The sequence below is a fragment of the Pseudomonas sp. NY15364 genome, from assembly GCF_048068235.1.
In the GTDB taxonomy this organism is placed as follows: Bacteria; Pseudomonadota; Gammaproteobacteria; order Pseudomonadales; family Pseudomonadaceae; genus Aquipseudomonas; species Aquipseudomonas mendocina_D.
Genome location: NZ_JBLUPX010000002.1, coordinates 178,447 through 203,671, shown reverse-complemented (window position 1 = coordinate 203,671; position 25,225 = coordinate 178,447). Strand labels below are relative to the sequence as shown.

21 protein-coding genes and 4 pseudogenes are annotated in these 25,225 nt (G+C 55.7%); 15 read left to right on the top strand and 10 right to left on the bottom strand.

Going from position 1 to position 25,225, the window contains the following annotated elements; genetic code table 11:
• The first annotated feature begins 163 nt into the window (after positions 1-163).
• The 3 genes from ACNFCJ_RS03300 to ACNFCJ_RS03290 are packed head-to-tail and all read left to right on the top strand — an operon-like array spanning position 164 to position 6,768.
• A complete protein-coding gene (locus ACNFCJ_RS03300; protein WP_125834070.1) occupies positions 164-2,140 on the top strand; it encodes a type I restriction-modification system subunit M in 1,977 nt (658 codons plus the stop codon).
• Positions 2,137-3,579 (top strand): restriction endonuclease subunit S, encoded by a 1,443-nt coding sequence (locus ACNFCJ_RS03295; RefSeq protein WP_125834071.1) that lies wholly within the window; start codon positions 2,137-2,139, stop codon positions 3,577-3,579. The genes ACNFCJ_RS03300 and ACNFCJ_RS03295 overlap by 4 nt, the downstream gene beginning before the upstream one ends.
• On the top strand, positions 3,580-6,768 hold the full coding sequence (locus tag ACNFCJ_RS03290) for a type I restriction endonuclease subunit R (RefSeq protein ID WP_125834072.1): 3,189 nt from the start codon (positions 3,580-3,582) through the stop codon (positions 6,766-6,768).
• A gap of 31 nt (positions 6,769-6,799) precedes the next feature.
• On the opposite strand, the gene ACNFCJ_RS03285 is transcribed toward ACNFCJ_RS03290, so the two are convergent.
• On the bottom strand, positions 6,800-7,021 hold the full coding sequence (locus tag ACNFCJ_RS03285) for a helix-turn-helix domain-containing protein (RefSeq protein ID WP_003105872.1): 222 nt from the start codon (positions 7,019-7,021) through the stop codon (positions 6,800-6,802).
• A 102-nt stretch (positions 7,022-7,123) separates the two neighbouring features.
• Between ACNFCJ_RS03285 and ACNFCJ_RS03280 the strand changes: the two genes are divergently transcribed.
• The 7 genes from ACNFCJ_RS03280 to ACNFCJ_RS03250 all read left to right on the top strand — a co-directional run bounded on the left by ACNFCJ_RS03280 (position 7,124) and on the right by ACNFCJ_RS03250 (position 11,517).
• On the top strand, positions 7,124-7,714 hold the full coding sequence (locus ACNFCJ_RS03280; RefSeq protein WP_125834073.1) for a hypothetical protein: 591 nt from the start codon (positions 7,124-7,126) through the stop codon (positions 7,712-7,714).
• A complete protein-coding gene (locus ACNFCJ_RS03275; RefSeq protein ID WP_125834074.1) occupies positions 7,711-9,111 on the top strand; it encodes a DEAD/DEAH box helicase in 1,401 nt (466 codons plus the stop codon). Before ACNFCJ_RS03280 ends, ACNFCJ_RS03275 begins: the two co-directional genes overlap by 4 nt.
• Positions 9,112-9,177: 66 nt before the next feature.
• Positions 9,178-9,441, top strand: a complete 264-nt coding sequence (locus ACNFCJ_RS03270) for a BPSL0761 family protein (RefSeq protein WP_125834075.1) — start codon at positions 9,178-9,180, stop codon at positions 9,439-9,441.
• A gap of 14 nt (positions 9,442-9,455) precedes the next feature.
• Positions 9,456-10,058, top strand: coding sequence for an AbiEi antitoxin N-terminal domain-containing protein (locus ACNFCJ_RS03265; RefSeq protein WP_125834076.1), 603 nt, complete (start codon positions 9,456-9,458; stop codon positions 10,056-10,058).
• A gap of 225 nt (positions 10,059-10,283) precedes the next feature.
• Entirely contained in the window at positions 10,284-10,517 is a 234-nt protein-coding gene (locus ACNFCJ_RS03260; RefSeq protein WP_121369338.1) for a hypothetical protein, read from the top strand.
• Between the two features lie 339 nt (positions 10,518-10,856).
• Positions 10,857-11,138 carry a hypothetical protein gene (locus ACNFCJ_RS03255; RefSeq protein ID WP_125834077.1) on the top strand — a complete coding sequence of 94 codons (282 nt, stop codon included), beginning with the start codon at positions 10,857-10,859 and terminating at the stop codon, positions 11,136-11,138.
• Positions 11,139-11,244: 106 nt separating this feature from the next.
• The gene (locus tag ACNFCJ_RS03250) at positions 11,245-11,517 is read left to right on the top strand and encodes a hypothetical protein (RefSeq protein WP_235598564.1); all 273 of its coding nucleotides are present in this window, start codon (positions 11,245-11,247) and stop codon (positions 11,515-11,517) included.
• A 141-nt stretch (positions 11,518-11,658) separates the two neighbouring features.
• Here ACNFCJ_RS03250 and ACNFCJ_RS03245 read toward each other — a convergent pair.
• Positions 11,659-11,949 (bottom strand): annotated as a pseudogene (locus ACNFCJ_RS03245) (DUF4113 domain-containing protein); the annotation flags it as partial.
• 74 nt (positions 11,950-12,023) lie between these two features.
• Here ACNFCJ_RS03245 and istB point away from each other — a divergent pair.
• Positions 12,024-12,722, top strand: a pseudogene (gene istB / locus ACNFCJ_RS03240) (IS21-like element helper ATPase IstB).
• 91 nt (positions 12,723-12,813) lie between these two features.
• On the opposite strand, the pseudogene ACNFCJ_RS03235 reads toward istB, so the two are convergent.
• The 3 genes and pseudogenes from ACNFCJ_RS03235 to ACNFCJ_RS03225 form a co-directional block, all read right to left on the bottom strand.
• Positions 12,814-13,095, bottom strand: a pseudogene (locus ACNFCJ_RS03235) (DNA polymerase V subunit UmuC); the annotation flags it as partial.
• Between the two features lie 171 nt (positions 13,096-13,266).
• Positions 13,267-15,477 (bottom strand): AAA family ATPase, encoded by a 2,211-nt coding sequence (locus ACNFCJ_RS03230; protein WP_125834078.1) that lies wholly within the window; start codon positions 15,475-15,477, stop codon positions 13,267-13,269.
• A gap of 310 nt (positions 15,478-15,787) precedes the next feature.
• Positions 15,788-15,976 (bottom strand): hypothetical protein, encoded by a 189-nt coding sequence (locus ACNFCJ_RS03225; protein WP_256672301.1) that lies wholly within the window; start codon positions 15,974-15,976, stop codon positions 15,788-15,790.
• A 350-nt stretch (positions 15,977-16,326) separates the two neighbouring features.
• On the opposite strand from ACNFCJ_RS03225, the gene ACNFCJ_RS03220 reads away from it, so the two are divergent.
• Together ACNFCJ_RS03220 and ACNFCJ_RS03215 are read left to right on the top strand one after the other, a co-directional pair.
• The gene (locus tag ACNFCJ_RS03220) at positions 16,327-16,683 is read left to right on the top strand and encodes a hypothetical protein (protein ID WP_125834079.1); all 357 of its coding nucleotides are present in this window, start codon (positions 16,327-16,329) and stop codon (positions 16,681-16,683) included.
• Positions 16,676-17,761: an ImmA/IrrE family metallo-endopeptidase gene (locus ACNFCJ_RS03215; protein ID WP_158620893.1), complete on the top strand. Its 1,086-nt coding sequence runs from the start codon at positions 16,676-16,678 to the stop codon at positions 17,759-17,761. The genes ACNFCJ_RS03220 and ACNFCJ_RS03215 overlap by 8 nt, the downstream gene beginning before the upstream one ends.
• Here ACNFCJ_RS03215 and ACNFCJ_RS03210 read toward each other — a convergent pair whose 3' ends face one another.
• From ACNFCJ_RS03210 to ACNFCJ_RS03195, 4 genes are read right to left on the bottom strand one after another with little or no spacing between them, the layout of a single operon-like run.
• Positions 17,762-18,664 carry a hypothetical protein gene (locus ACNFCJ_RS03210; RefSeq protein ID WP_148100087.1) on the bottom strand — a complete coding sequence of 301 codons (903 nt, stop codon included), beginning with the start codon at positions 18,662-18,664 and terminating at the stop codon, positions 17,762-17,764.
• Positions 18,665-18,693: 29 nt separating this feature from the next.
• Positions 18,694-19,533, bottom strand: coding sequence for a hypothetical protein (locus ACNFCJ_RS03205; RefSeq protein ID WP_125834082.1), 840 nt, complete (start codon positions 19,531-19,533; stop codon positions 18,694-18,696).
• Between the two features lies 1 nt (position 19,534).
• Positions 19,535-20,488, bottom strand: coding sequence for a thymidylate synthase (locus tag ACNFCJ_RS03200; RefSeq protein ID WP_416769778.1), 954 nt, complete (start codon positions 20,486-20,488; stop codon positions 19,535-19,537).
• Positions 20,489-20,514: 26 nt separating this feature from the next.
• Positions 20,515-20,817 carry a DUF4031 domain-containing protein gene (locus ACNFCJ_RS03195; protein ID WP_125834084.1) on the bottom strand — a complete coding sequence of 101 codons (303 nt, stop codon included), beginning with the start codon at positions 20,815-20,817 and terminating at the stop codon, positions 20,515-20,517.
• Between the two features lie 593 nt (positions 20,818-21,410).
• On the opposite strand from ACNFCJ_RS03195, the pseudogene ACNFCJ_RS03190 reads away from it, so the two are divergent.
• Both ACNFCJ_RS03190 and ACNFCJ_RS03185 read left to right on the top strand, forming a co-directional pair.
• Positions 21,411-22,244: pseudogene (locus ACNFCJ_RS03190) on the top strand (PA0069 family radical SAM protein); the annotation flags it as partial.
• A gap of 177 nt (positions 22,245-22,421) precedes the next feature.
• The gene (locus ACNFCJ_RS03185; protein ID WP_041975426.1) at positions 22,422-23,150 is read left to right on the top strand and encodes a carbonic anhydrase; all 729 of its coding nucleotides are present in this window, start codon (positions 22,422-22,424) and stop codon (positions 23,148-23,150) included.
• Positions 23,151-23,406: 256 nt separating this feature from the next.
• Here the strand turns inward: ACNFCJ_RS03185 and oadA are convergent, their stop codons facing one another.
• A complete protein-coding gene (gene oadA, locus ACNFCJ_RS03180; protein WP_017363442.1) occupies positions 23,407-25,218 on the bottom strand; it encodes a sodium-extruding oxaloacetate decarboxylase subunit alpha in 1,812 nt (603 codons plus the stop codon).
• Positions 25,219-25,225 lie beyond the last annotated feature (7 nt).

Sequence of the window (25,225 nt, the reverse complement as noted above, 5' to 3'; positions counted from 1 at the left end):
ACGGTCAGGACAAATCGGGAAGGTGCCGCCGGCTGACTTGCCTCTGTAGATAGGTCTGGACGCATCAGCGCTTTAAACGCCAACGGCTTTGGGTTCGAAGTGATTTCGCCTGCCCCTCTTCAGTTACACTCGGCGCTTTGCACGCCTTTCAAGGAGCAGTTGCGTGAACACGGAAAACCACTCCCAGACTGCCGCCTTTCTCTGGTCGATTGCCGACCTGCTGCGCGGTGACTTCAAGCAGTCGCAGTACGGCCGCATCATCCTGCCGTTCACCCTGCTGCGGCGGATGGAGTGTGTACTGGAGCCGACCAAGGAGGCAGTGATCCGTGAGTCCTACGCGCAGGAAGGTCGGCCGGATCTGGTGCGTGAGCGGTTGTTGCTGCGCGCGGCCGGGCAGCAGTTCTTCAATGCCTCCAAGCTGACCCTCGGCACGCTGTCCGATACCCAGACCGCTGCCGACCTGATGAGCTATGTGCAGTCCTTCAGCAAGGACGCCCGCGAGATCTTCGAGCACTTCCACTTTGAAGACTTCGTGCAGCAGCTCTCTGCCGCCAATCTGCTGTATCAGGTGGTGCAGCGCTTTGCCGCCACCGACCTGAGCCCCGAGCGCATCAGTAACTTCGGCATGGGCATCATCTTCGAAGAGCTGATCCGCAAGTTCGCGGAAAGCTCCAACGAAACCGCCGGGGAGCACTTCACCCCGCGCGATATCGTGCACCTGACCACATCCTTGGTGATCACCGGGCAGGACGACAAGCTCAAGCCCAACAGCATTGTCACCATTTACGACCCGACTGCCGGCACCGGCGGCTTCCTCTCCGAAGGCGACGAGTACATCCAGTCCATCAGCCAGCAGGTCACCGTGTCGCTGCACGGCCAGGAGCTGAACCCCGAGTCCTACGCCATCTGCAAGGCGGACATGCTGATCAAGGGCCAGGACGTCACCAGCATCAAGCTGGGCAACACCCTGTCCGACGACCAACTGGCCGAAAGCCGCTTCGACTTCATGCTCAGTAACCCGCCGTTCGGCGTGGAATGGAAGAAGGTGCAGAAGCAGATCACCGACGAGCACACCGACAAGGGCTTCAACGGCCGCTTCGGCCCGGGCCTGCCGCGTGTGTCCGATGGCTCGCTGCTGTTCCTGCTGCACCTGGTCAGCAAGATGCGTGACCCGCGTGAAGGTGGCTCGCGTATCGGCATCATCCTCAACGGCTCGCCGCTGTTTACCGGCGGCGCCGGTTCGGGCGAGTCGGAGATTCGCCGCTACCTGCTGCAGAACGATCTGGTCGAAGCCATCGTCGCCCTGCCCACCGACATGTTCTACAACACCGGCATCGCCACCTATGTGTGGGTGCTGAGCAACCACAAGGCCGCCGCGCGCCAGGGCAAGGTGCAGTTGATCGATGGCAGCCAGCACTTTGCCAAGATGCGCAAATCGCTGGGCAGCAAGCGCCAGTACCTCACCGAGGAGCAGATCGACGAGCTGGTGCGCCTGTATGGTCGCTTCGAGGAAACCGCGCAGAGCAAGATCTTCCCCGTCGAAGCCTTCGGCTACCGGCGCATCACCGTCGAGCGTCCGCTGCGTCTGAACTTCCAGGTAAGCCCGGAGCGCATCGACAAAGTGCTGGAAGAAAAAGCCATCGAGAAGATGGATGCCCCAGCCCGCCAGCGCCTGATCGAAGCCCTGCAGGCGATGGACGAAAGCCAGCTGCACCGCAACCGCGAGCAGTTCAGCAAGCTGCTGAAGAAGGCACTCAGTGCCCACGATGTATCCCCCAGTACGCCTGAGCTGAAGGCCATCCTCAATGCCCTGAGCGAGCGTGACCCCGAGGCGGATATCTGCATGGTCAAAGGCCAGCCGGAAGCCGATGCCGGCCTGCGCGACAACGAGAACGTACCGTTGGGTGAGTCGGTGTATGACTACTTCGAGCGCGAAGTAAAACCCCATGTGCCGGATGCCTGGATCGACGAGAGCAAGACGGATGCGCAGGATGGTGAAGTCGGCGTGGTTGGCTTCGAGATTCCCTTCAACCGCAACTTCTACGTGTTCCAACCGCCGCGTCCGCTGGAAGAAATCGACCGCGACCTGAAAGCCTGCACCGACCGTATCAAGCAGATGATCGAGGGGCTGTCGGCATGACAAATATGTCGGGAGCAAATTTGCACAACGGCACAGCCGTTGGCCCGCAGGGCGAGGGCAGTGACAGCCCGAGTAGGTTTTCGACGTATCCGGCGTACAAGGATTCTGGGGTGGAGTGGTTGGGGAGTGTGCCGGCGCATTGGGTTCTTACTCCCATAAAGCACCTCGCATTACTCAATCCAAGGAAGTCAGGCTTCGCTGGTGATGTGGAGCAGCTATGTAGCTTCGTACCTATGGAAAAGCTAAAAACTGGCGTCGTGCAGTTGGATGAAGAGCGCCCAATCGATGAGGTTATTGGTGGATACACCTACTTCGAAGACGGTGATGTGCTGCAAGCTAAGGTCACGCCCTGCTTCGAAAATAAGAACGTTGCGATTGCCAAGGGGCTGACCAATAGAATTGGCTTCGGCTCCAGCGAAATAAACGTGCTCAGAGCCTATCAAGGCGTTAATGCTGATTACCTTTATTACCGCGTGCAGGAAGACAGTTATATGAGCGTCTGCACGTCCAGCATGATCGGTGCTGGCGGACTGAAGCGGGTGCCCACTGATGTGATCAATAACTTCAAGATCGCAGCGCCAACACTATGCGAGCAAACCCAAATCGCCCGCTTCCTCGACCAAGAAACCGCCCGCATCGACGCGCTGATCGAAGAGCAGCAGCGCCTGATCGATCTGCTCAAGGAAAAGCGCCAGGCCGTAATCTCCCAAGCCGTCACCAAAGGCCTCGACCCGACGGTGCCGATGAAAGACTCCGGTGTGGAGTGGCTGGGCGAGGTGCCGGCACACTGGGGTATTACCAACATCAAACGGGTTGGGTCTATACGCTATGGAATTGGTGAGCCTCCGCAATATTATCCGGAGGGGATGCCTCTCATTAGAGCTACAAATGTCCATGCCGGAAAGCTGTTTTCTGAAGGCTTGGTTTTTGTTGATCCAGCTGAGATACCTGCAAGGCGAATTGTCTGGTTAGAGCCCGGTGACATAGTTGTCGTACGAAGCGGGGCGTACACGGGCGACTCGGCGATTATTCCATATGACTATGGGCAGTGCATTGCAGGTTTCGATATGGTTTTGAGATGCCATTCAGCTCAGCCTGAATTCGTTCAATTTGCGTTGCTCAGTAAATATTTAAAGGAAGGCCAACTTGATCTTGAAAAAATGAGAGCTGCTCAACCTCATTTGAATGCTGAGGAACTTGGGGCTTGTATTTTGGTGCTCCCACCCAAGGAAGAGCAAATTAAGATCGTTGAGCTCTTACAGATACGTTGCAGCGAATTCGACATTCTTACGACGGAGGCGGAGCGAGCTAGAAGCCTCCTTCAAGAACGCCGCTCCGCCCTGATCTCCGCCGCTGTCACCGGCAAGATCGATGTACGTGGCTGGCAGCCACCGGCCAGCACTCCAGCCCCCGAATTAGCCGTAGCAGAGGCCCACTAAATGGCGGACAGCAAGGAAGCCCAGTTCCAGCAGGACATCATCACTGCCATGGTCGCCCATGGCTGGCTCACCGGCCCCGCCAGCGGCTATGACCGGCGCACGGCGCTGTATACCGAGGACTTTCTCGGTTACTTCAAGGACGCCTGGCCGGAGCGCTGGGACAAGTTCGCCAAGGCCAACCCGAACAACCCGGAAGCGGTGCTGGTGCAGAAGCTGGTGCGCGAGCTGGAGCAGGACTGCACCCTGGATGTGCTGCGTCATGGCTTCAAGCTGCCGGGCGTGAAGATCGAGACGTGCAGCTTCAAGCCCGACCACGGCATGAACCCTGATACCCTCAAGCGTTACCAGTGCAATCGCCTGCGCGTGGTGCCGGAGGTGTCTTATTCCCCTCATTTCCGAGAAGGGGAATACAACCCGCGTCTGGATCTGGTGCTGTTCGTCAACGGCATCCCGGTCGCTACGCTGGAGCTTAAAAGCGAGTTCAAGCAGAGCGTGGAAAACGCCAAGCGGCAGTACCGCTACGACCGCCCGGTAAAAGACCCGCTGACGAGAAAGCCCGAGCCGCTGCTGACCTTCAAGCGTGGCGCACTGGTGCATTTTGCCGTGAGTCAGGATGAGGTGGCGATGACCACCAAGCTCGCCGGCAAGGACACCTTCTTCCTGCCGTTCAACCTCGGCAGCCTTGACGGCGGCGCCGGTAACCCGCCCGCGCCGGATGACAGCCAGTACGCCACTGGCTACCTGTGGCAGCGCCTGTTCCAGCCCGATGCCTGGCTCAAGGTGCTGGGCCGCTTCCTGCACCTGCAGAAGAGCGTGAAGGAAGATGCAGATGGCAAGCGCGTCACCAAGGAAACCCTGATCTTCCCCCGCTACCACCAGTGGGAAGTGGTCAATACTCTGATCGAGACCACCCGTGCTGAAGGGCCGGGCAAGCGTTACCTGATCCAGCACAGTGCAGGGTCCGGCAAGTCCAACTCGATTGCCTGGTCGGCGCATCAACTGGCCTCGCTCTACGATGCCGAGGGCGAGCGCCTGTTCAATTCGGTGATCGTGATTACCGACCGCACCGTGCTGGACAAGCAGCTGCAGGACACCATCTACCAGTTCGAGCACGCCCAGGGTGTGGTCAAGTGCATCACCCGCGATATCGGCAGCCAGAGCAAGTCCGAGCAGCTGGCCGAGGCGCTGGCCGAGCAGACGCGCATCATCATCGTCACCATCCAGACCTTCCCGGCGCTGTTCGATGCCCTGGACAAGTACCCCAAGCTAGCCAGCGGGCGCTATGCGGTGATCGCCGACGAGGCGCATTCCTCGCAGACAGGCTCATCGGCCAGCAAGCTGAAGCAGATTTTGGGCAGCGATATCCCTGATGGGGAAGAGGCCAGTTCCGAAGACTTACAGAATGCCGCTGTTGCCGCCCGTCCGCCCAACGAGCGCATCAGCTACTACGCCTTTACCGCCACGCCCAAGGCAAAGACCCTGGAGCTGTTCGGTCGCCCGGCCAATCCGGCGTTGCCGGCAAGCGGCGACAACAAGCCCGAAGCGTTCCACCTGTATTCCATGCGCCAGGCCATCGAGGAAGGTTTCATTCTCGATGTGCTGCAGAACTACACCACCTACAGCACCGCCTGGAAGATCGCCCACCCGGACGGCGACGACGAGGAGGTGGACTCGAAGAAGGCGCGCATGAAGCTGGCGCGCTGGGTGCGCCTGCATCCTTACAACATCAGCCAGAAGGTGGAGGTGATCGTCGAGCACTTCCGCGCCAACATCCGCCACCTGCTGGGCGGCCAGGCCAAGGCCATGGTGGTCACCAGCAGCCGGCAGGAGGCGGTGCGCTACCAGTTGGCGGTGCAGGCTTATGTGAAGCAGATGGGCTACAGCGATGTGCATCCGCTGGTGGCCTTCTCCGGCAGTGTGCTGCCGGATGGGGTGATCCCCGAAGAGGTGACGGAAAGCAGCAGCCTGCTCAACCCCGGCCTGAACGGGCGCGACCTGGCGGAAGCCTTCGACACCCAGGACTTCAACGTGATGATCGCCGCCAACAAGTACCAGACCGGCTTCGATCAGCCCAAGCTGTGCGCGATGTACGTGGACAAGAAGCTGCAGGGGGTGGACTGCGTGCAAACCCTGTCGCGCCTCAACCGCACCTTCGGCGACAGCAAGCCGACCTTCATCCTCGACTTCTTCAATGATCCTCAGGACATCCTCGACGCCTTCCTGCCGTACTACACCAAGGCCGAGCTGACCGACGTGACCGACCCGCAGCTCATCTATGACCTGCAGAAGAAGCTGGACGCCGAGGGTATTTACCACTGGGAGGAAGTGGCGGCGTTCGCGCTGGCTTTCTTCGACCCCAAGGCCGCCGCCAGCAAGCTCAGCTACTACTGCGCACCGGCCAAGGAACGCTTTGCCAAGCGCTACAAACTGGCCCAGGAGTCACGCCAGCACGCGCTGGAGTTCAGGCGTACCGCCGAGCAGAACGGCGACAGCGCCGGCCTGAAAAAGGCCGAGGCGGCACTCAAGGAAGCCGGCGAGCAGGTGGATCAGCTCGACCTGTTCAAGAAGAACCTGCAGAGCTTTGTGCGCCTGTACGAGTTCCTCTCGCAGATCATTCCCTATGAGGATCGCGAGCTGGAGCAGCTGTGCGTGTACGCCAAGCACCTGCACCCGCTGCTGCGTGTGGATCGCCTCGATCAGGAAGACGTGGACGTGGGCGAACTGCAACTGACCCACTACCGCCTGACCAAGCGCGCCGAGCACCAGCTGCGCTTGAGCGAGGAACAAGGCGACTACGGCCTCAAACCGCCTACAGGACTGGGCAGCGGCAAGCCCCACGACCCGGAGAAGAAGCGGCTATCGGAAATCATCGAAGCGCTGAACGATATCTTCGGCGCCGAGGTGAGCGATGAGGATCAGCTGCAGTTCCTCACCGGCATCGCCAATCGCATCAGCCGGCAGGAGGATGTGATGGCCCAGGTCAACAACCATTCGGTCGAACAGGTGATGCACGGGCTATTCCCGAAACGCGTGGTGGATACCGTGCTGGATGCCATGACCGATAACGAAAAAATGTCGCTGGAAGTGCTGGATAACGAGACCAAGAGCCGGGCGTTTGCGTTGGTGATTTTGAAGATGCTGACGGCAGCTGGCGGCTTGGGACAAAGTAACAACGGCGCTCCTGTCTGACCTTTTTGCGCGCTGGTATTACGTGCTCGGGTTAGATTTCAGACGGCTGTGGCAGAAGGCTTGAAGGGTCGCAGGCGAGTTCGCCTGCGATGCGGTAGAGCTTCTCGACGGTGATGTTGACCTCGCCACGCTCGATCCGGCCTACATAGCTGCGGTCGAGACTGCACGCCAGCGCCAGTGCGTCCTGGGAAATCCGGCAGGCCTTCCTCTGCATTCGGATGCGTTCCCCTAACGCCTTCGCCAGCTTATCCATGACCGTCTCAATTCAACTTGAGGCGGCAATATCGTGCGTTTGCGGACGTATAGGCCACGGATTATAATCCGCATTTTCGCGCTATTTCTTCTGGTGCCCTCAATGAAATCGGCCTCGTTTATCTTCGACAGGCGTCTGTATGAGCTGCTTCAGGAGCCAGGGCGTACTTCGTTTACGACCCGCGAACTGCGCGATGCCTATGCCGCTCGCTTGAGTGGCACACAATTCCGTATCGCCGATGTACGCCGCTATGTGTATGAGCAGATTCGCCGATTAGTGCGAACGGGTTGGGTTTTACCGGACGAGGATCGTCGTGTTCGAGGACAGGTCTACCACCTGCAGCCGATTCCGGTACATCTGCAACTGGAACTTATCGACAACGGTTTTGAGAACAGCCTTATGGCTGCCGGAGTGCCCGAACCAGACACGGCAGTGCGCGACGTGGAAGCTTTGCCGCTTAAGTCATCAGCCAATACGGATTTGCAGTTGGAGGCGCTCCACAAGGAAATCCGCTTGGACTTTCTCACTTCAATGGGCGAGGCGGAGCGATTCAAGCTGCTTCTGGACGAGATGCCACATTTGCGGGACAAGGTTGAAGGCGATTACCTGGAGGCTAGGGATCGCAGTTCTCGCCTTCTGGGCCATCTACGCGCCATCGAAAAGACCCTCAAAACGCTCGCCTCCGCACGATGACCATATCGCTGCGAGACTGGCAACGCCGCTGCATCGACACGGCGCTGGAGCACTTTTCTTCCACGCCGCACTTCTTCTGTCAGGCAACGCCGGGTGCCGGCAAGACGCGCATGGCGGCAGAGCTGGCCAGCAAACTGCTCGAGCAGGACAGGATCGATCTGGTGCTGTGCTTCGCGCCATCCTGCCAGGTTGTCGAGGGCTTTCGCTCGACCTTTGCTATGGTGCTTGGCAGGCGTCTGGACGGCCAAATCGGTGCAGTGGGGGCGGCGTTCACCTACCAGGCCATGGAATACCGTGATGAGGGTTTCTGGCAGCTTCTTGATGACTACCGCGTACTCGTGGTCTTCGATGAAATTCACCACTGCGCCGGCCATGATCCACTTCTAAGCAACGCCTGGGGGCAGCAGATACTGCATCGGATACAAGATCGCGCCGCCTACACCTTGGCTCTCTCCGGCACACCATGGCGTTCGGACGACAGGGCCATTGCCCTGGCCCGCTACTCGACACCCGAGGGACGCCTGATCTGCGACTACCGCTACGGCCTGAAAGAGGCCATTGCCGACGGCGTGTGCCGCTCCCCTCGTATTGTCCTGCTCGACAACCAGAAGGTAAAACTTACCGAGGAGCTAGACACTGAGAGCACTGTCAGGCTGTTTCCCAGCATCGCCAAACTATTGGGGGAATCCCCTGTCACCTACGAAGAGCTGCTGCGCCATGACGAGGTGATCGATCAACTGCTCGGTCTTGGGTGCGCTAAGCTGGATGAGCTTCGCCTGATCAAGCCTGATGCGGCTGGCTTGGTGGTTGCCACCGACATCGAGCACGCCCAGCAAGTTGCCCTGGCCCTGGAAGCCAGGGGTGAAGGTTGCCGCATCGTGACTAACAAAACCCCGGATGCGCAGCAGGTGATCAACGCGTTCAGGCACAGCGCCTGCCGTTGGATTATCGCGGTTGGAATGATTAGCGAAGGCACGGACATCCCCCGCCTCCAGGTGTGCTGCTACCTCAGCCGCATCCGCACCGAGCTGCATTACCGGCAAGTGCTGGGGCGAGTGCTTCGGCGCACAGGCGGGCCCGATGATCAGGCTTGGCTGTTCATGATGGCAGAGTCGACGTTGCAGCGCTTGGCAGAGCGAATTGCAGATGATCTGCCAGATGACCTGGCTGTGCTGAACGAGGTAGAGATGCCAGCCTCAACCTCAGGTTCAGTATCTGGCTGGATTGGGGCTGCCGGCAATATAGATAGCGTGGATGACAGTATTGGGAGTGGCATCGAGCAGGTTATTGGGGCAGGCGCAACATCCACCATATCCTTGGGGGGCTCTGCCGCCGAGCCAAGCCATCAGGTCAGCTTTTCCAAGCACTACCGGCAACAGTTGCTAGCTTGCTTTTGATGCTTGTATGGAGGTCAAAATTCAAGCGTCGGCAGACGTGGTTGACTGAATCAGGAGATAACCGCATTGACCCTTCCCTGCGAAAGAACCCGCAGCGTCATCAAGGCCGAAGAATTCCTGCGAGAGCTCTCTCGCGACACTGAACTGCCCCAGGATATCCGCAGCTATGCGAAAAGCCTGCTTAGGCACTATCCGTCGGCCGACCAAATCCTTTCGTTGGGGCGCCTTGAAGAGTGCCTGGTGAGCGATGCACCAGATGATGAATATCGACGGCGGGTGATCGCTTTCCATCAGCCGCTGTTCAGCTCGTCATTGGACTTCACGCGATAGAAATGAGAGCCGCAATGTCCAGCACTGATTTTGCTCTGCCGGTATCCACCCGCATTGCGCAACGGGTCAAACGCTTACCCAAAGGGCAACCCTTCTGCATCAGCCGCTTTGCGGAGCTTGGAGCGCGTGGCGCCATATCCAAGGCAGTAGCTCGGCTGGTCAGCCAAGGCGAACTTGAACGGGTGCATCGAGGAATTTACATGCGCCCGAAATCCAGTCGATACGTTGCACGGGTTCGCCCAAATGTATGGGAAGTAGTGAGCTTGATCGCTAGGCAGAACCGCCATGTTCTACAGATTCATGGCGCTCATGCGGTCAGGTTGTTTGGACTGAGCACCCAGATGCCGCTCATTCCGATCTATTACACCAGCGGACCCAGCCGATCATTTTTTATGGGGAAGGCTGAGGTCCGGTTGGTACATGCGGCACCAATGGTCATGCAGCGTGCCGGGACCGAGGTAGGGACGGCTATCAGCGCACTATTTTATCTCGGTAAAGACGGCTCGACCCCGGAGTGCATTGCCGCGATCAAAAAAGCGCTCAGAGCTGAAGATCTAAATATATTGATGGCCTGCAAAATGCCGAAATGGATGCGTAAAGCGTTGGAGCTGACATGACCTGTTGCCGCCGGTGCATTTCCACCCACATGCCGGAATTTCATTGACCCAGTTTCTAGCACCAAACGAGTTGTAGAATTTCGCTTTCAGACTGCTGGGTTGGGTCAGAATAGCGTCGGCATCTGGGTCAAAAATGCATTGGCGGTAACATTTGATGTTTGCGGCAGTACTGCCTCCCGTTCCGGATTGGCACAGCAAAAGACTTGATTCGAATTCGGAGGAAACATGGGTATTTCGTATTACCTTGCATGTTTGGAGACCCGGCAATATGTCTGGGTTGGCAGGCTTGACCCACAGGGGGAGGTGCCGGTGGCGGATGTCGAAGGCTCCATCGCCATGTTCGCGCTGGTGAATCGGAACAAACCGTTGATCGTCGTGAGCGAAAGCCATCCGATCCTCGAAGAGGGAATGGAGTGGTCGCCGCCGGCAACGCAAGAAACGTGCAGCGGACAACCATGACGAACCAACGCCAACCGCATCTCCGGACACTCGTCGCGTTACGAGTCATGGCACAGGTCGTCGTTGGACAGCTTTAAGTGTTGGCGCTGATGGAAAATTGTCCCAGTCGGATTGCGGATTTCTGCATCAGCAGCTGTTGATAAGCATATCAGCGCAGCTGCTTTTGAATCCTCCTTTGGATAGCCCAGTTCAGTTGTCGAAGACCTGCCATATCCACCGCTGGCATGGCGCACCAGACCATGCTTGAGCTAACGCAGCGGGGCTGGAGAATTGGCAAAAGGCGCTCCGTTGCGCAGTGCCCTCGGTTACCCTCTTTAATACGAACACGAGGACTGCCCGGTGACAGAGACCGATAAAGACACCATTTGCGATGTATGCGCTACCAGTACGAGGGTGCCGGGATACGGCGAGCAGTTCGGGACGCTCCAGGCGCTCTGGGGCTATGGCGCAGGGCATGATGGCGAACGCTATCGAGTCAATCTATGCGAGAGGTGTTTTTTCGCGGCACTAGCGTTTTTGAAGCAGGAGCGCCGCACGCAGAATCTGTTCAGCGATGAGCAGCCCTGCGAGGAATGCCCATTCGGACTAGTCGCCCGTGATGACTACTTTGGCGATTCGTAGCCATATCGCAGAGATGAGGTTGTTGGCTCGCCAGCATCGAACTCAGGCCATGTCAGCACGACTCCTCGCTACAATGGCGTCACCCGCAATCGTCTAGGGAACTAGCTTGACTGACACAAAACTCACTGAAGTTGAGATGCGGCGCGCACTCGGTCTTGACCCCGCTCCTTCGAAATCGAAGCAGCCAATACCCAAACAGCACTCCACCTTCACACTCGTTGAATTGAGCGTGCGCAAGAACGGTGGCTCGCCGTTCCGCTTCGAGCACCGCTCCCGCTCCATCAGTACACTCACTGCCCAACTTGAGGCCGAGAAAGCGGCTCGGGAGAAAGGGTATGAGGTCTGGGTCGTGTTGGATATCAGGCAGGTTTCATCATAGAGCCGCAACCGCCTCCATTCAGTCCAGCCTCGCTGATTGCTCTGGGGCAACGAACGCCTGAACCAACTAGAGCGAATCAGTTCGCACTCAGGCTGCCTTTGGAGGGCAAGTGTCTCTTCCAGGGTAGGCCGCCTCAGCGTCTTAGGTTACCCGCCATAACTGATCAAGCCGCGTCGTATAGCTCGGGCTCATCATCTCCCGACGCATGTCCCAGTCCGGATTCGCCGGCACTCCTGCAGGCCGCATGGTTCCACGCCCCCATCGTGCATTGATCGCATCCATCGCCCCCATCACCCGCTCGGCAGCCACCGGCGGTGTCGCGACGAACAAGTCATCGGTGAACTCGCCACGCTGGCGCGGATCGAGCAACAGGATCTCCGCCTTACTGAATGCAAAACCGGCCCGGAAGATCAGTTCCAGCCCCGCGGAGGCGGTCTTGGTAACAGGAGCTGTTCAATGTGCCTCAACACACCCTGAATCTACTGCACCAGCTACGCCTGGACGGCATGGCTAGCGCCCTGGAGGAGCAATGGACGCTGCCGGCCAGCCACAGCCTGAGCTTCGATGAGCGCCTCGGCCTGTTGCTCGACCGTGAACTGGCCTGGCGTGACAACCAGCGCCTGGTGCGGCTGCGCAAGAAAGCCAAGCTCAAGTACAGCAACGCCTGCCTCGAAGATCTCGACCGCAGCCCCGACCGCGCCCTGGACGAGCGCCTGATCGCCGGCCTGGCCAGCGGCGACTGGATCCGCCAGCAGCACAACCTGCTGCTGACCGGCCCGACCGGTGCCGGCAAAACCTGGCAGGCCTGCGCCCTGGGCAACCAGGCCTGCCGCCAGGGCTAAAGCACCCTGTATCTGCGCACCCCGCGCCTGCTGGCGCAACTGCGCATCGCCCACGGCGACGGCAGCTTCGGTCGCACCCTGCAACAGCTGGCCAAAGTCGATGTCCTGCTGCTGGACGACAGGGCGCTGGCCCCGCTGGAGGAAGGGGCTCGGCATGACCTGCAGGAGGTGATCGACGACCGCGCCGGCAACCGCTCCACCATCCTGACCAGCCAACTGCCCCTCGAACACTGGCATAGCTGGATCAACGACCCGACCCTGGCCGACGCCATCCTCGACCGCCTGGTGCACAACGCTTACCGACTGACGATGAAGGGCGAGCCACTGCGCCGGGAAAAAGCCGAGGAACAAACTGCATCGTGACCGATGCGATTACAATCCAGAACCCGCGCAACCGGGGTGGAAGCACCGGTCACGTATTAGTGAAACGCTCGGTCACGTTCACCGAAATTCGCAGGTGGGCGGTCATCTGCCGACCGATGCCCCAGACCTCGCTGACATCAATTACCTGCAGTAGCCTGTCGCGCTTTTCGGGCTGACGGATGTCCACGACCCCACCGGTCTGCCGCTGCCATAGCTTCGCCGCACGATTGGCCAGCTTGGCCAAGGTCTTTGTCTGGGCAATGCCCACCCCCACCGGGATGCCAGTGCAGCGCAGCACCCGTGCACGCATCTCCCGCCCCAGCCTCTCCAAGCTGCCATGCATACCGGTCAGGTCGGCGAACGCTTCATCAATGTAAAGGAAAGAAGAAAAGGTATGGACATGGCCCAACGCCTTATAGGCTGGTTAGGTTATCAACTTCACCCATGTCCATAGGGAAACCCTATTTCAAGCAATATGGGCCACAGCATGTCCATAGCACACCGATGTTGGTTCTAATTACAAGAATCATAAGCCGCCTTGAGCCTAAGCAGGCCACTCCAGTTCCTGTATCTTGTTAAACAGATCGACAAGATGCTCAATTGACATATCAATCAATGGCTCATACATAAATGAGTTTAAATGAATGTTTTCTGGCGTCATTAACGTAACTTGACCAAGTGTTTTGCGTAATGGATCAAACTCAGCCCGCCCCAACTGCTCCCGCACAACCCTATCGTACAGCTTTCCTGTTTGGCATCCATTAATACGAGTTTTATCTGCCACATGCGCCCACATAAATTCCTCAGCCTTCAGGCGTATAGCAATGGATAATGCAACTTTCCTTTCGAGAGAAATGGAATCTTCTAATCCATCACCTCCATCACCTCCAGCGAGGTCAGTTGCAGTTCTGTAAATTAGATCTATGACCAACTCTTTCTTATTAAAACTTTCACTTAAGTCTTTACGGGGCACAACGCTAGAGATGATATTCTCTAAGTCCTCCAGCGTCTGATTTCGAGTTTTATAATCCGACTCAATATGATCTTCCTTAATATGAAGCATTGAGGTCAGCTTTTTATAACTTTCTGATGCTGTGCCGTCTCGATACTCTATTAAGTTTCTAACGAAAGGTATCATTGAGATTAGAATTTCTGGACTTTTATTGTATTGGCCTTTCCAAAGTTCAAACGGACTGGAGACATCCTTATTTCCACCCTTCATAAGCCTTATCTGTCCATCGCTCTTCTGAGCAATAAAAGAATTCTCCCACTTGGCCTTATCCAAAATACGACTCTGAACCGTCCTGTAGAAATCAAAGTTATGCGTAAGGATTATCAGACGAAATAGATCTTCGTCTGCCAGCTCCTTTAGATACTCGACAATAGCGTATTTGTTTCTATAGTCAAAGGAGTCTGCAATGTCATCAATTATTATCACAGAGCGCTGCCCGGAATTCAGCCGAGCCTTGAACTCAAATATGACATAAAGAAGATACATTGCCCGTCTTTCACCGACTGACAGACAGTCAAGAGAGTCCAACTGCCCTCGATTCAATGAAATGAGCTTCCCGTCCTCATTTGGAAATGTAAATACCATGTTTGGGGCAACTGTGCCTAGAATAGCGTTTCTATGATCTTCAATATTTACGCTAAATGGGACGTAAAATCGCCTTTTAAAAACATCCTGTGCATCGTGCCACAAAGTGTTTTCTATATTCGCCTGCTGTTCTATAGAGGTCAGCTCATCTCTTTTGCTGTGAAATAATTCTAGCAAGTGGTCTAGGGCGCCTTGATCAGTAAGATAATAAGAATGCCAAAGCATCTTCTTGAGGTTAGCTATATCACTCAAGTAGGCTGAAACAATCGGGGAGGCCTCGAGCACCTCTTGAAATGTCTTAATGGGCGCAACCCCGGAAATTATCTTTTTTGAGATTTCCTGCAGCTGACCATCGCCAAGAATGGACTCGCTTTCCTTCTGAAGGAGCTCGTCAAGCGAGTCATCATCGCAAATCGGGGCGTCCTGACCTTTCATCAATAATCTATGCTCTGCCTCAAAGAACTTTTCTTTCTTTAAGGTTTTGGATACCGATGCCGCGTTAACAGGATTAAATTTGCCTTTTGAGAAGAGCGGCGACTGACTGATTAAGTCGTTATATCGATTGCTGTAGTCGTGAATATTATCCTTTATTGCCGGATCTGCTAGCAGCTCAATAACTTTTGGATCTAGTACTTTTGCATAGGGGACCTTATAGAGCTCTGGGTCACCACCGTCAAAAGTTTTAATTTTTTCGATCGCCTCAAAAATATTGTCGACCTCAAAATCCTCTACTATCTGGCCTTCTACCTTCTCGGCAAGAATTTTGGATAGCTTGTTTAGCTTTTTCGAGATCTGGGTTCTGGTCTCAAGTATTTCCTTATATATCGAATCATAAATATTTTTTTGACTGCTATTAACCAGCAGGGCAGAGAGATTTTTGGATTCGAAATCCGCATCAAACGGTTTGACAACAAGTATTTCTTCCGGCTTTATGTCCTGCCCGTCAATCTTTATGCTGTATTCTGCTGGACGATTGTAGAGAACATCTCTTGGCTCTTCTCTACTCTGCTGAATACATTGGAAGGTTTTTGCAAGGGAGGTTTTCATCACTCCGTTGGGGGCATAGATAAGCTGCACCTTTGATTTTTCAAATGAGAATTCTTCGGAGAAGGCTTGGATTCCAAAGCAGTTTTTTAGATTGAGCGATAACTTTTCCATGTATTCCTCAACTGGCCTATCTGGCTTGCTACGCAGTTGGACGTTGCTCGAACGATAAGCTCGCCGAGCAAATTAAATTCTAAGCTTTTTGTGACCTCGCGGATCAATTGTTAGAGCATTTTTTGCTGGCAGTTGCCGCTCCAATTCGGCAACGCGATCATATAGTTCAAGAATGGTGGCGTCGGCTTCACTTAGCAGGTTAGCAAGGTGATCCCGCTGTTGGGTGATTTCATCGATCCGCTCACGAAGGCCACGATTTTCTCGGCGGGCTAATAGGCTGACTTGGCGCACAGACGGTGGACGTTGCTCATCATGGCTTCCACATATTCTTGGATGTCGGCGATGAGGAGGGGAAAGCGCGCTTTTTCAACGCAGAGGGATCGCTGCCGGCCTCTTTGGCAACATTATTCTGGCTCACCGGCGTGCCTTTCGGCAGTCGTTCTGGTTTGTTGTTCTTCAGGCGCTCGAACGCTGCGCGGTACAAATCGCCTGCGCTCATACGCTTGGCTGGATCAGCGGATTGGCCAAAAGCAGTCAGTCATAAGAACGTTCGCGACAGAAAATTTTCTGGCTAACAAACAGGTACCCAGCACTCAAGCCACCCTGAGACTGGCGCACGGCCTAGTGGGCTGCTATAACCTTGAACCAACATCTAGGCGGGTTGCGACTCAACGGCGTCCAGGTATTTGGCGACTCTGCGACAGCCCCATTTTAGGCACAGACCGTGCGGGTATTCCTGGAGCGATGATCAGGATGATGGGGACAGGTTCATGTGTGAGCCGCTGCACGGTAGGCCATGTGTTTTCCCCAGCCGAAGGGGTATCATCACGCCACCATTGCTTTTACACCATGGACGAATCGGACAGAATGGCGTTGAAATTGGCGTTTGAGACGGAGGAACTCCGGGACCTTTGCACCAGCGAAGTGATTGCCCTCCGGGAATTGCCGCCAGTACTAGCACAAAACCTCTTCAGAAGGCTCGCGGACATTCGTGCAGCGTCGAACATCCTATACCTACCCGTCGGAAAACCTGCCGAACTTGATGCCGCCCCCCCAGGACTGGTGGTAGTGAAGCTCTATCAAAATCATCACCTTCTGTTCAGTGCCGCTCATCAACAAGTCCCTATCTTATCCTCGGGCAATGTAAACTGGGGCTCTGTAACGTCTGTAAAATTGTTAAAGATTGGACAGGATAATGATGAGTAACCCTCTGTTTCAACCAACCTGGGTCTCACCACCGGGCGAAACAATCTTGGATATTCTTTCTGATCGTGAGATCAGTCCGGAATGTTTGGCAAGGGACATAGGTTACGATTTGAATGGAATCAACGCCCTCTTCAACGGCAGCCAGGAAATAAGCGAGCATTTAGCTCATAAACTAGCTGACGCCATTGGCCCCGATGCCGATTTTTGGCTGACCCGAGAACAGCAATACCGCGAAGACGTGTCTCGTGTATACAGACACACTAGCAAAAAGGAAGATAGCTGGCTTGCTGAACTGCCGATCAAAAGCATGCAAGCGTTTGGATGGATTTCAAACTCGGACAGCAAATCGAAAAAAGTTATTGATTGCCTTGATTATTTCGGAATACCTGACATTAGTGCATGGAAAGACGTCAGCGCGGAGTTTACCAAGGAGGCACGTTTCAGAACGAGCCAGACGTTTGATCAGGAAGTAGGTGCCACGGCGGCATGGGTGAGATTTGGAGAAACAAAAGTTTCAAAATTTTCATGCAAACCTTGGGATAAAAACAAACTTCTAAGCAATCTTGATACAATCAGGGCCCTCACGCACATTTCCGATCCAGCACTATTCATCCCTGAGCTTCAGGCCATCTTAAACGATTGCGGCGTTGTATTAGTTATCTCTAAAACTCCAGAGGGTTGCCCAGCGAGTGGAATGGCGAAATTTGTTTCAGAAGACAGAGCACTCATAATGTTGAGTTTTCGCTACCTGTCTGATGATCATTTTTGGTTTTCATTATTTCACGAAATTGGGCACCTAGTCCTTCACGGACGAAAGGCTACCTTTGTGGAGGGTGAAGGATTTGAGTGTACGGAAGAAGAGAAAGAAGCCAATGAGTTTTCAGCTCTCGTGCTAATCCCAGCGGTTTTTCGGAAAAACATGAGAGCTCATGCCGCCGACTACAAAAGCATAATAAAATTTGCCAAATCTATTGGTATTGCGCCCGGTATTGTGGTGGGGCAAATGCAGTATGAAAAGATACTAAAGCCAGCGCATATGAATAAGTTAAAAGTTCGATATTCATGGCCCTCCATCTGATCAGCCTCTAAATCGCACGAAGCGGCCCGGCGATTTTTGCCAGTTGCATAGGGCGTCTTCGAGGACCTGCATTCCGACACCTAGGACACTTTCCAGCTCCTGAATCTTTTGCTCCAGCACTACGGCAGACAGATTAGCTAAGGTTGTACCGCCAAAGAGTAAGCGCGCCCCTTTGATCGGGCCAGTTGCCTCCGCCATGTACGTCGAATCTGCCACGATGGGGGAAATTCCCACCTTCGCAACCATGGTGAGGTAGTCAAATTTTCCGGTTCGACCAAACCGCTTTACCGCTCCCATGGATCGATAGAGCATGCCGAACGCAGCTCTGGGGTCACCTCCAGATTGCATCAGCGCGTGAGAGAACAGACCCGTGTGGGAACCATGTTGCATCACCCAATTCACATAGCTCTCAATAATCTCCCCTGTTGAGTTGGACTTTGCCGGGTCGAGAGACTCGTATTTACGATGATTCCCAAATTTTCGGCCACCGCTCCTCAGTACTGCCTGATTACTGGCAATCCATTGGCTCATGGCCACGGGATTGGTACTGACCAAAGGCCATGTCCAGTTGTACCCCGCGCCAAGAGCACCATACACGTCTTTTGTTAAGAGCCAACCTGTCCGGCTGGCCTTGCCAAAATGTGTTGCCAAGAAGACCAGCCAACTGGACTCCTCTACGTCTCCGGCTTGCGCCTTCAAGACCGCAGCACGGATCGGATCGAAGTAGTCACTGCCTGGATCAGAACGATTAACACTGATGGGCCGGGAAGCAACCGCAGCCACATAGTCGACTCGCCGAATGCTTTCTACCAACTGATCCAGAAGTGTAGCCTTGTTCTCTACCGCAACGATCCCCGGGAGCTGCAAGCCATCGTTAACGACCCGGTCGAGCTTAGCGCTCAATGACTGCTTGAGGGCTTGTCTATGCTGTATCAAGTTAAGATCTCCTTGGCCTTTTGCGAGATCCACTCTTGAATGGACGTACGCACTGAAGAGGTCACTCCGTAACTACTCTGAATGTTATGATTATATCCTAATATGTAAACATCCCTCCCGATATCTATATCTGCCATCCGCGAAATTTTTCCTTCATAGCTAAACCCTTTAATATTTATTCCATTCTTTCTCGGCAAGCACCAAGCCTCCATGAGCGCTTTGCGGAAAGATACGTCAGTTGCTCGTTCGAAATTCTCCACCACGGCTTTTCCATTCAACACTAGCATCTTTATGGGTGAATGCTTTAAAATTTGGCCTAAGAAGCTGGCGGATATGCTCAGTAGGAACTCACGTTGGCAGGGCTTCAAAAAAGCCCATTTTATGCCTGTCGCATAAGGTATAAGATCCAAATGGCAGGCATGAAACATAGAGCTATAGAATGATTCATTGGTTCCGCTTAATAGAAGATCCAAGGGCTTGAACCACGCATCATAAGGGTTTCTGGAAAAATACTCCGTGCAGGAAGTGTGTATGGACTCCAGTTGTGCGGGCGTCAGCTCATGCCAGCTAGTTAACTCAAGGGATGTCAGTGTGTGGAACCGCCTCACTGAGCCTGTGAGCTCTGCTCCCGCTGCCGATACGAACTCCCTATCACTGGGATTCAAACCGACGGTGGCGATAGTTGCTTTGCAGGGGTCTCCAAAATACGGAATTGGAGCGGCCCAGTTAATGACATCCAATGTATGCAGCAATTGATCAGAAATGAGATTGATCATTTTCTGTAATATGATCAATTGAGCATCGGAAGTCGAGTCAATATGGCTGGACGTTCGCAACTTACACTCCATTGCCTTGAGATAATTTTAATTTTCTCGCGGCTAAATTTCTTAGCTCGATGTCATTTATCGACTGTTCGATTTGGTTCAGTCGTGCGAAATCCTTGGATTTCACAATATTAAACACCTCAAGAAGAATGGATAAATCTCTCCAGTAGACATCGACATGCACATTAGACACTCTTTTATTCAGTAGTCTCAGCTCTCTTTCATGCTTAAGTAGCCGGAGAACATTGTTAGTCTGATCACCATCAGGCATTGAGGGCATGTATACCTTTTCCTGCCAACCCTCATTCTGAAAACCCCCAATTTTATCTAGGTCATCCATGTAGATATGCAAGCTAGTGACATAATGCCCATATTCTCCCATCGGAATTCCTAGTTTGCGGGCAGTCAATTCTTGGAGCATTGTGAACGCAAAAATGTCGTGGGGGAGCCCCTTGAAAGCATCGTTGGAGCGCATGGCCGTGTAGAGACTGAGCTTGCCTTCTCTGACTAAAAACTGAAGCGTACAGGTGCAAGGGATGTCTTTATGAGGTGCTTTGATGTCCGAACTGGAAAACAGCTGGACGACTGCTTTCCTGGTTGAGCCTCGCTCCTGTAAAGCCCGGATGACTGATGGAATTTGACCATCGGCACCGAATAGCTTTGGTCCGTACGCACCGAAGATCGTTTTGCCATCATCCGAATATTGATGGTAATGCTGAATGTAATATTGGATTTGATCCAGCTGATTCGAGCCAGACAGGTACCAGAGGAGTTCGCCTAAGCAACTGAAGATTGTCCCTTTACCTTCGGTGCGGCTTAATCTTCCCAGTGGATTAGTTAACTTAAGCAGCACACCTGATAGCTCTTTGGTTTTCCCTTTGGTGGGTTCAACATCTGTGCCATTGTCAAGGATCTCTTTAAAAACCTTCTTTAAAAGATCATCAACAGTATCGCCCTTGATAAACACTGGCCGCTCCGGATGGAAGTTCGTGCTTAAAACAGAAGGTTCAGCTGCGGCGCTGCGTCAGTCGTGAGCATCTGATATTCCAGCTTTAATTTTTTGGCGCACTCTATTATCTGCCTTCTTGTGCCTGGCACCGCTCCGAGCTGAATCGCTCTCGTACGAACTGCTAATTTAATATCGTAGTGCGGATAGGACGCGGAGCTTTGGAACCACTGGCGCCGAAGACCTATTTGTGAAGCGAAGCTATGCAATTCGTCCAATGTATCTGCGACCAAATGGCACCACTCGCTGCCCGCCCATTTCACTTTTACGTTATCAACATAGATAGTCATGAACCGGGCATCCAGAAAGAGAGCACGACAGAGTTTTGTGGCAGTGAGTGGCGCATATTGCTGTCCGTGGTGAGAGGCTCTGGCATGACTGTAGCATGGACGAGTAGTGGGCGGAACAGTCGAAAGGGTTTATGCCGAGATGGTCAACCGAGCTCCATACCAACGACAAAAAGAGCGGGAACAAAAGGCGGCGCTCAGATACAAAACTACTCTAGGCACGCGCGCTATAGGGAAGGTATATCAGCGCCAACAAATTTGGCCTTATCTCCGAGGTGGCTACCCGATATGGTATGGACATAGATGAACCATACCGGATGAAAATGACTTCTTTCTATGGACAACTAGACGCGGGATTGAATAACGATGTGGCAAAGCTGAGGTCTTGGGGAGCCACGAAACCGATACAGCATGGCTCCCATGCCCCAGCGGTGCTCTTGTTTGGCGCTAGGCCGATTGATGGGTGAATCGCTAAGTAAAGTGTATCCCTAGGTCACGCCGCGAATGCGATTCCGTTAGAGCCGGTATTTCTACCTCCCCCCCTGGTGATACCTTCACACATCGGTGTCTAGGGGTTGACTTAATGGATAAGCACGGGCTGCATCTACTGCTTCGCCAGGCCAAGCCACGCCTACTGGGACATGTCGCCCGGCCTCGACTTCGAAACCCGCCTGATCGCCAAGACCAACCTGGCCGAGCGCCTCGAAGAGCAACTGCAGAAACCCGGCTACGTGCCGCAACCGATTGCCCTTGGCATGAATACCGACGCCTATCAGCCCATCGAGCGTGAACAGCGCCTGACCCGCCAGACCCTGGAAATCCTGCTGCGCTACAAGCACCCGCTGCACCTGATCACCAAGGGCTCGCTGATCCTGCGCGACCTTGACCTGCTCAGCGAGCTGGCCCACCACAACCTGGTCAGCGTGGCCTTCAGCCTGACCACCCTGGATGACGAACTGAAGCGCATCATGGAGCCGCGTACCGCAGCCCCAGCGGCGCGCCTGCGTGCCATGCGCACGCTGCACGAGGCAGGTGTTCCGGTGAGCGTGATGTGCGCGCCGATGATTCCACAGATCAACGACATGGAGCTGGAGGCGTTACTCGAAGCCGCCCGTGATGCCGGTGCTCGCTCGGCCGGCTACGTGCTGCTGCGCCTGCCGCTGGAGATCGCCGGGTTGTTCGAGGAGTGGCTGCAGGTGCACTTTCCGGATCGCGCCGCACACGTGATGAGCCTGATTCGCCAGAGCCGCGGCGGCAAGAATTACGACAGCCGCTTCGGCAGTCGCATGCGGGGCGAGGGCCTGTTCGCTGACCTGCTGGAACAGCGTTTTCGTCTGGCGCGGCGCAAGCTCGGCCTGGATCGGCGCGGCAGCGTGATGCTGGACTGTTCGCAGTTCTGCCCGCCGGGCGCGCAGTTGAACCTGCTCTGAACGCACGCCCCGCTCTGCCCTCTAAAAGCAGATAACCCGGCCACTGACGCTGCGCATCAATTGCAAAGATCTGCCAGTTGTCGCTCGGCTTGCCGAAGGCGACACTTGCGTGTGACTCGCACCCCGCTGCCGCTGTCGTTTTAGCAGCGTATTTTCGATAACAAAGAGGTTCAGGGCATGCCTTACAAACACCAGGTGATTCCGCTTCAGACCCATGAGGGCAACGAAACCGCCGATCAGGCGCTGCACAGCATCGTTGACGGCTTCAAACGCTTTCGCAACGAGGTCTTCCCGCAGCAGGAAGAGCTGTTCAAGAAGCTCGCCACTGCCCAGAACCCCCGCGCCATGTTCATCACCTGCGCCGACTCGCGCGTAGTGCCGGAGTTGATCACCCAGAGCTCGCCAGGCGACCTGTTCGTCAACCGCAACGTCGGTAACGTGGTGCCGGCCTACGGGCAGATGATGGGCGGCGTTTCCACCGCCATCGAATACGCGGTGATGGCCCTGGGCGTGCAGCACATCGTCGTCTGCGGCCACTCCGACTGCGGCGCGATGAAGGCCGTGCTCAACCCGCAATCGCTGGAAACCATGCCCACGGTCAAGGCCTGGTTGCGCCATGCCGAGGTCGCACGCAGCGTGGTGGCAGAGAACTGCAACTGCAGCGACGACAAGGAAACCCTGGCGGTGCTCACCGAAGAAAACGTCGTGGCGCAGCTTAACCACCTGTGCACCCACCCATCGGTGGCAGCCAAGCTGGCGCGCGGGCAGTTGTTCATCCATGGCTGGGTGTACGACATCGAAACCAGCCAGATCAAGGCCTATGACGCCGAGCTGGGCAGCTTCCTGCCGCTCGATGGCGACAAGATCCCGATGGCCACGCCGCGCTCGCGCTTCCCACAGGCCTGAAACGCGCCGGCCGGAGTCAAGGCTCCGGCCGGCTGAAGGGAAAAGGCCATGCCCCGCGCAAGCGGTGCTGATCGCCCGCGCTGTGCTTGCGCACCTGGGGCATGACCAGAGAACTGCAGTAAAAAAAGGAGCCTTGCGGCTCCTGGGTCTCAAACCCTGGGCGCCCCGTCAGGGACGGACGCCAACGAATAAAAAAGGAGCCCGGGTTATACGCCCCGTCAAACTTGCCCATCCAACAGGCCGGGCTCCATAGAGGTTAACCTTCGATTTCCACCAGTACTTCGCCCGGATTGACACGGTCGCCCTTGGCCACGTGAACGGCCTTGACGGTGCCGGCAATCGGCGCCTGCACTTCGGTTTCCATCTTCATCGCTTCGGTGATCAGGACCGCCTGACCCGCCTTGACCGTGTCACCTTCCTTGACCAGTACATCGACGATGTTGCCTGGCATGGTGGTGGATACATCGCCCGGTGCAGCGGCCTGCTTGCGCTTGCCACCTGCGCCTGCAACGAAATCGTTGAGCGGCTCGAACACTACCTCTTCCGGCATGCCGTCGATGGACAGGTAGAAGTGGCGTTTGCCATCACCCTTGACGCCGACACCGGTGATGTCCACACGGTAGCTTTCACCATGTACGTCGACCACGAACTCGGTCGGCACGCCTTCACCGCCCACCGGCGCCGCCTTGCCCTGGCCGTTCGGCATGGGTAGCAGCTCTTCCGGTTTGAGGGTGCCGGCCGCGCGCTCTTCGAGGAACTTGCGGCCGATATCGGGAAACATGGCGAAGGTCAGCACGTCTTCTTCGGACTTGGCCAGGCTGCCGATCTCTTCACGCAGGCGTGCCAGCTCGGGCTTGAGCAGGTCGGCCGGGCGCACGTCGATCACTTCCTCGCTACCGATGGCCTGCTTGCGCAGTTGCTCGTCGACCTTGCCCGGCGCCTTGCCGTAGCGGCCCTGCAAGTACAGCTTCACTTCGTTGGTGATGGTCTTGTAGCGCTCGCCGGCCAGCACGTTGAAGAACGCCTGGGTACCGACGATCTGCGAGGTCGGCGTCACCAGCGGCGGGAAGCCGAGGTCGGCGCGCACGCGCGGAATCTCTTCCAGCACTTCGTTCATGCGGTTCAGCGCACCCTGCTCCTTGAGCTGGTTGGCCAGGTTGGAAATCATCCCGCCCGGCACCTGGTTGACCTGCACGCGGGTATCCACGCCGGTGAACTCGCTCTCGAACTGGTGGTACTTCTTGCGTACGGCATGGAAATACATGCCGATTTCCTGGATCAGCTCCAGATCCAGGCCGGTGTCGTATTCGCTACCCTTGAGCGCGGCGACCATCGACTCGGTGCCCGGATGGCTGGTGCCCCAGGCCAGGCTGGAGATGGCGGTGTCGATATGGTCGGCGCCCGCTTCAATGGCCTTGAGCTGGCACATGGCGCCTAGGCCGGCGGTGTCATGGCTGTGGATGAACACCGGCAGGTCGACTTCGCTCTTCAGCGCCTTGACCAGTTCGAAGGTGGCATACGGCGTGAGCAGGCCGGCCATGTCCTTGATGGCGATGGAGTCGATGCCCATCGCCTGCATGGCCTTGGCCTGGGCGACGAAGGCCTCGTTGGTGTGCACCGGGCTGGTGGTATAGGCGATGGTGCCCTGGGCGTGCTTGCCGGCGGCCTTGACCGCCTCGATGGCCACGCGCAGGTTACGCACGTCGTTCATCGCATCGAAGATGCGGAACACGTCGATGCCATTGACCGCCGCCTTGGCCACGAACGCCTTGACAACGTCATCGCTGTAGTGGCGATAGCCGAGCAGGTTCTGCCCGCGCAGGAGCATCTGCAGACGGGTATTGGGCAGCGCCGCCTTGAGCTGACGCAGACGTTCCCACGGGTCTTCCTTGAGGAAGCGCACGCACGCGTCGAAGGTGGCGCCACCCCAGACTTCCAGCGACCAGTAGCCGACGCGGTCGAGCTTGTCGCAGATCGGCAACATGTCTTCGGTGCGCATGCGCGTGGCCAGCAGCGACTGGTGGGCATCGCGCAGGACGGTATCGGTAACGGTGATCTTCTTGCTCATGATGTCC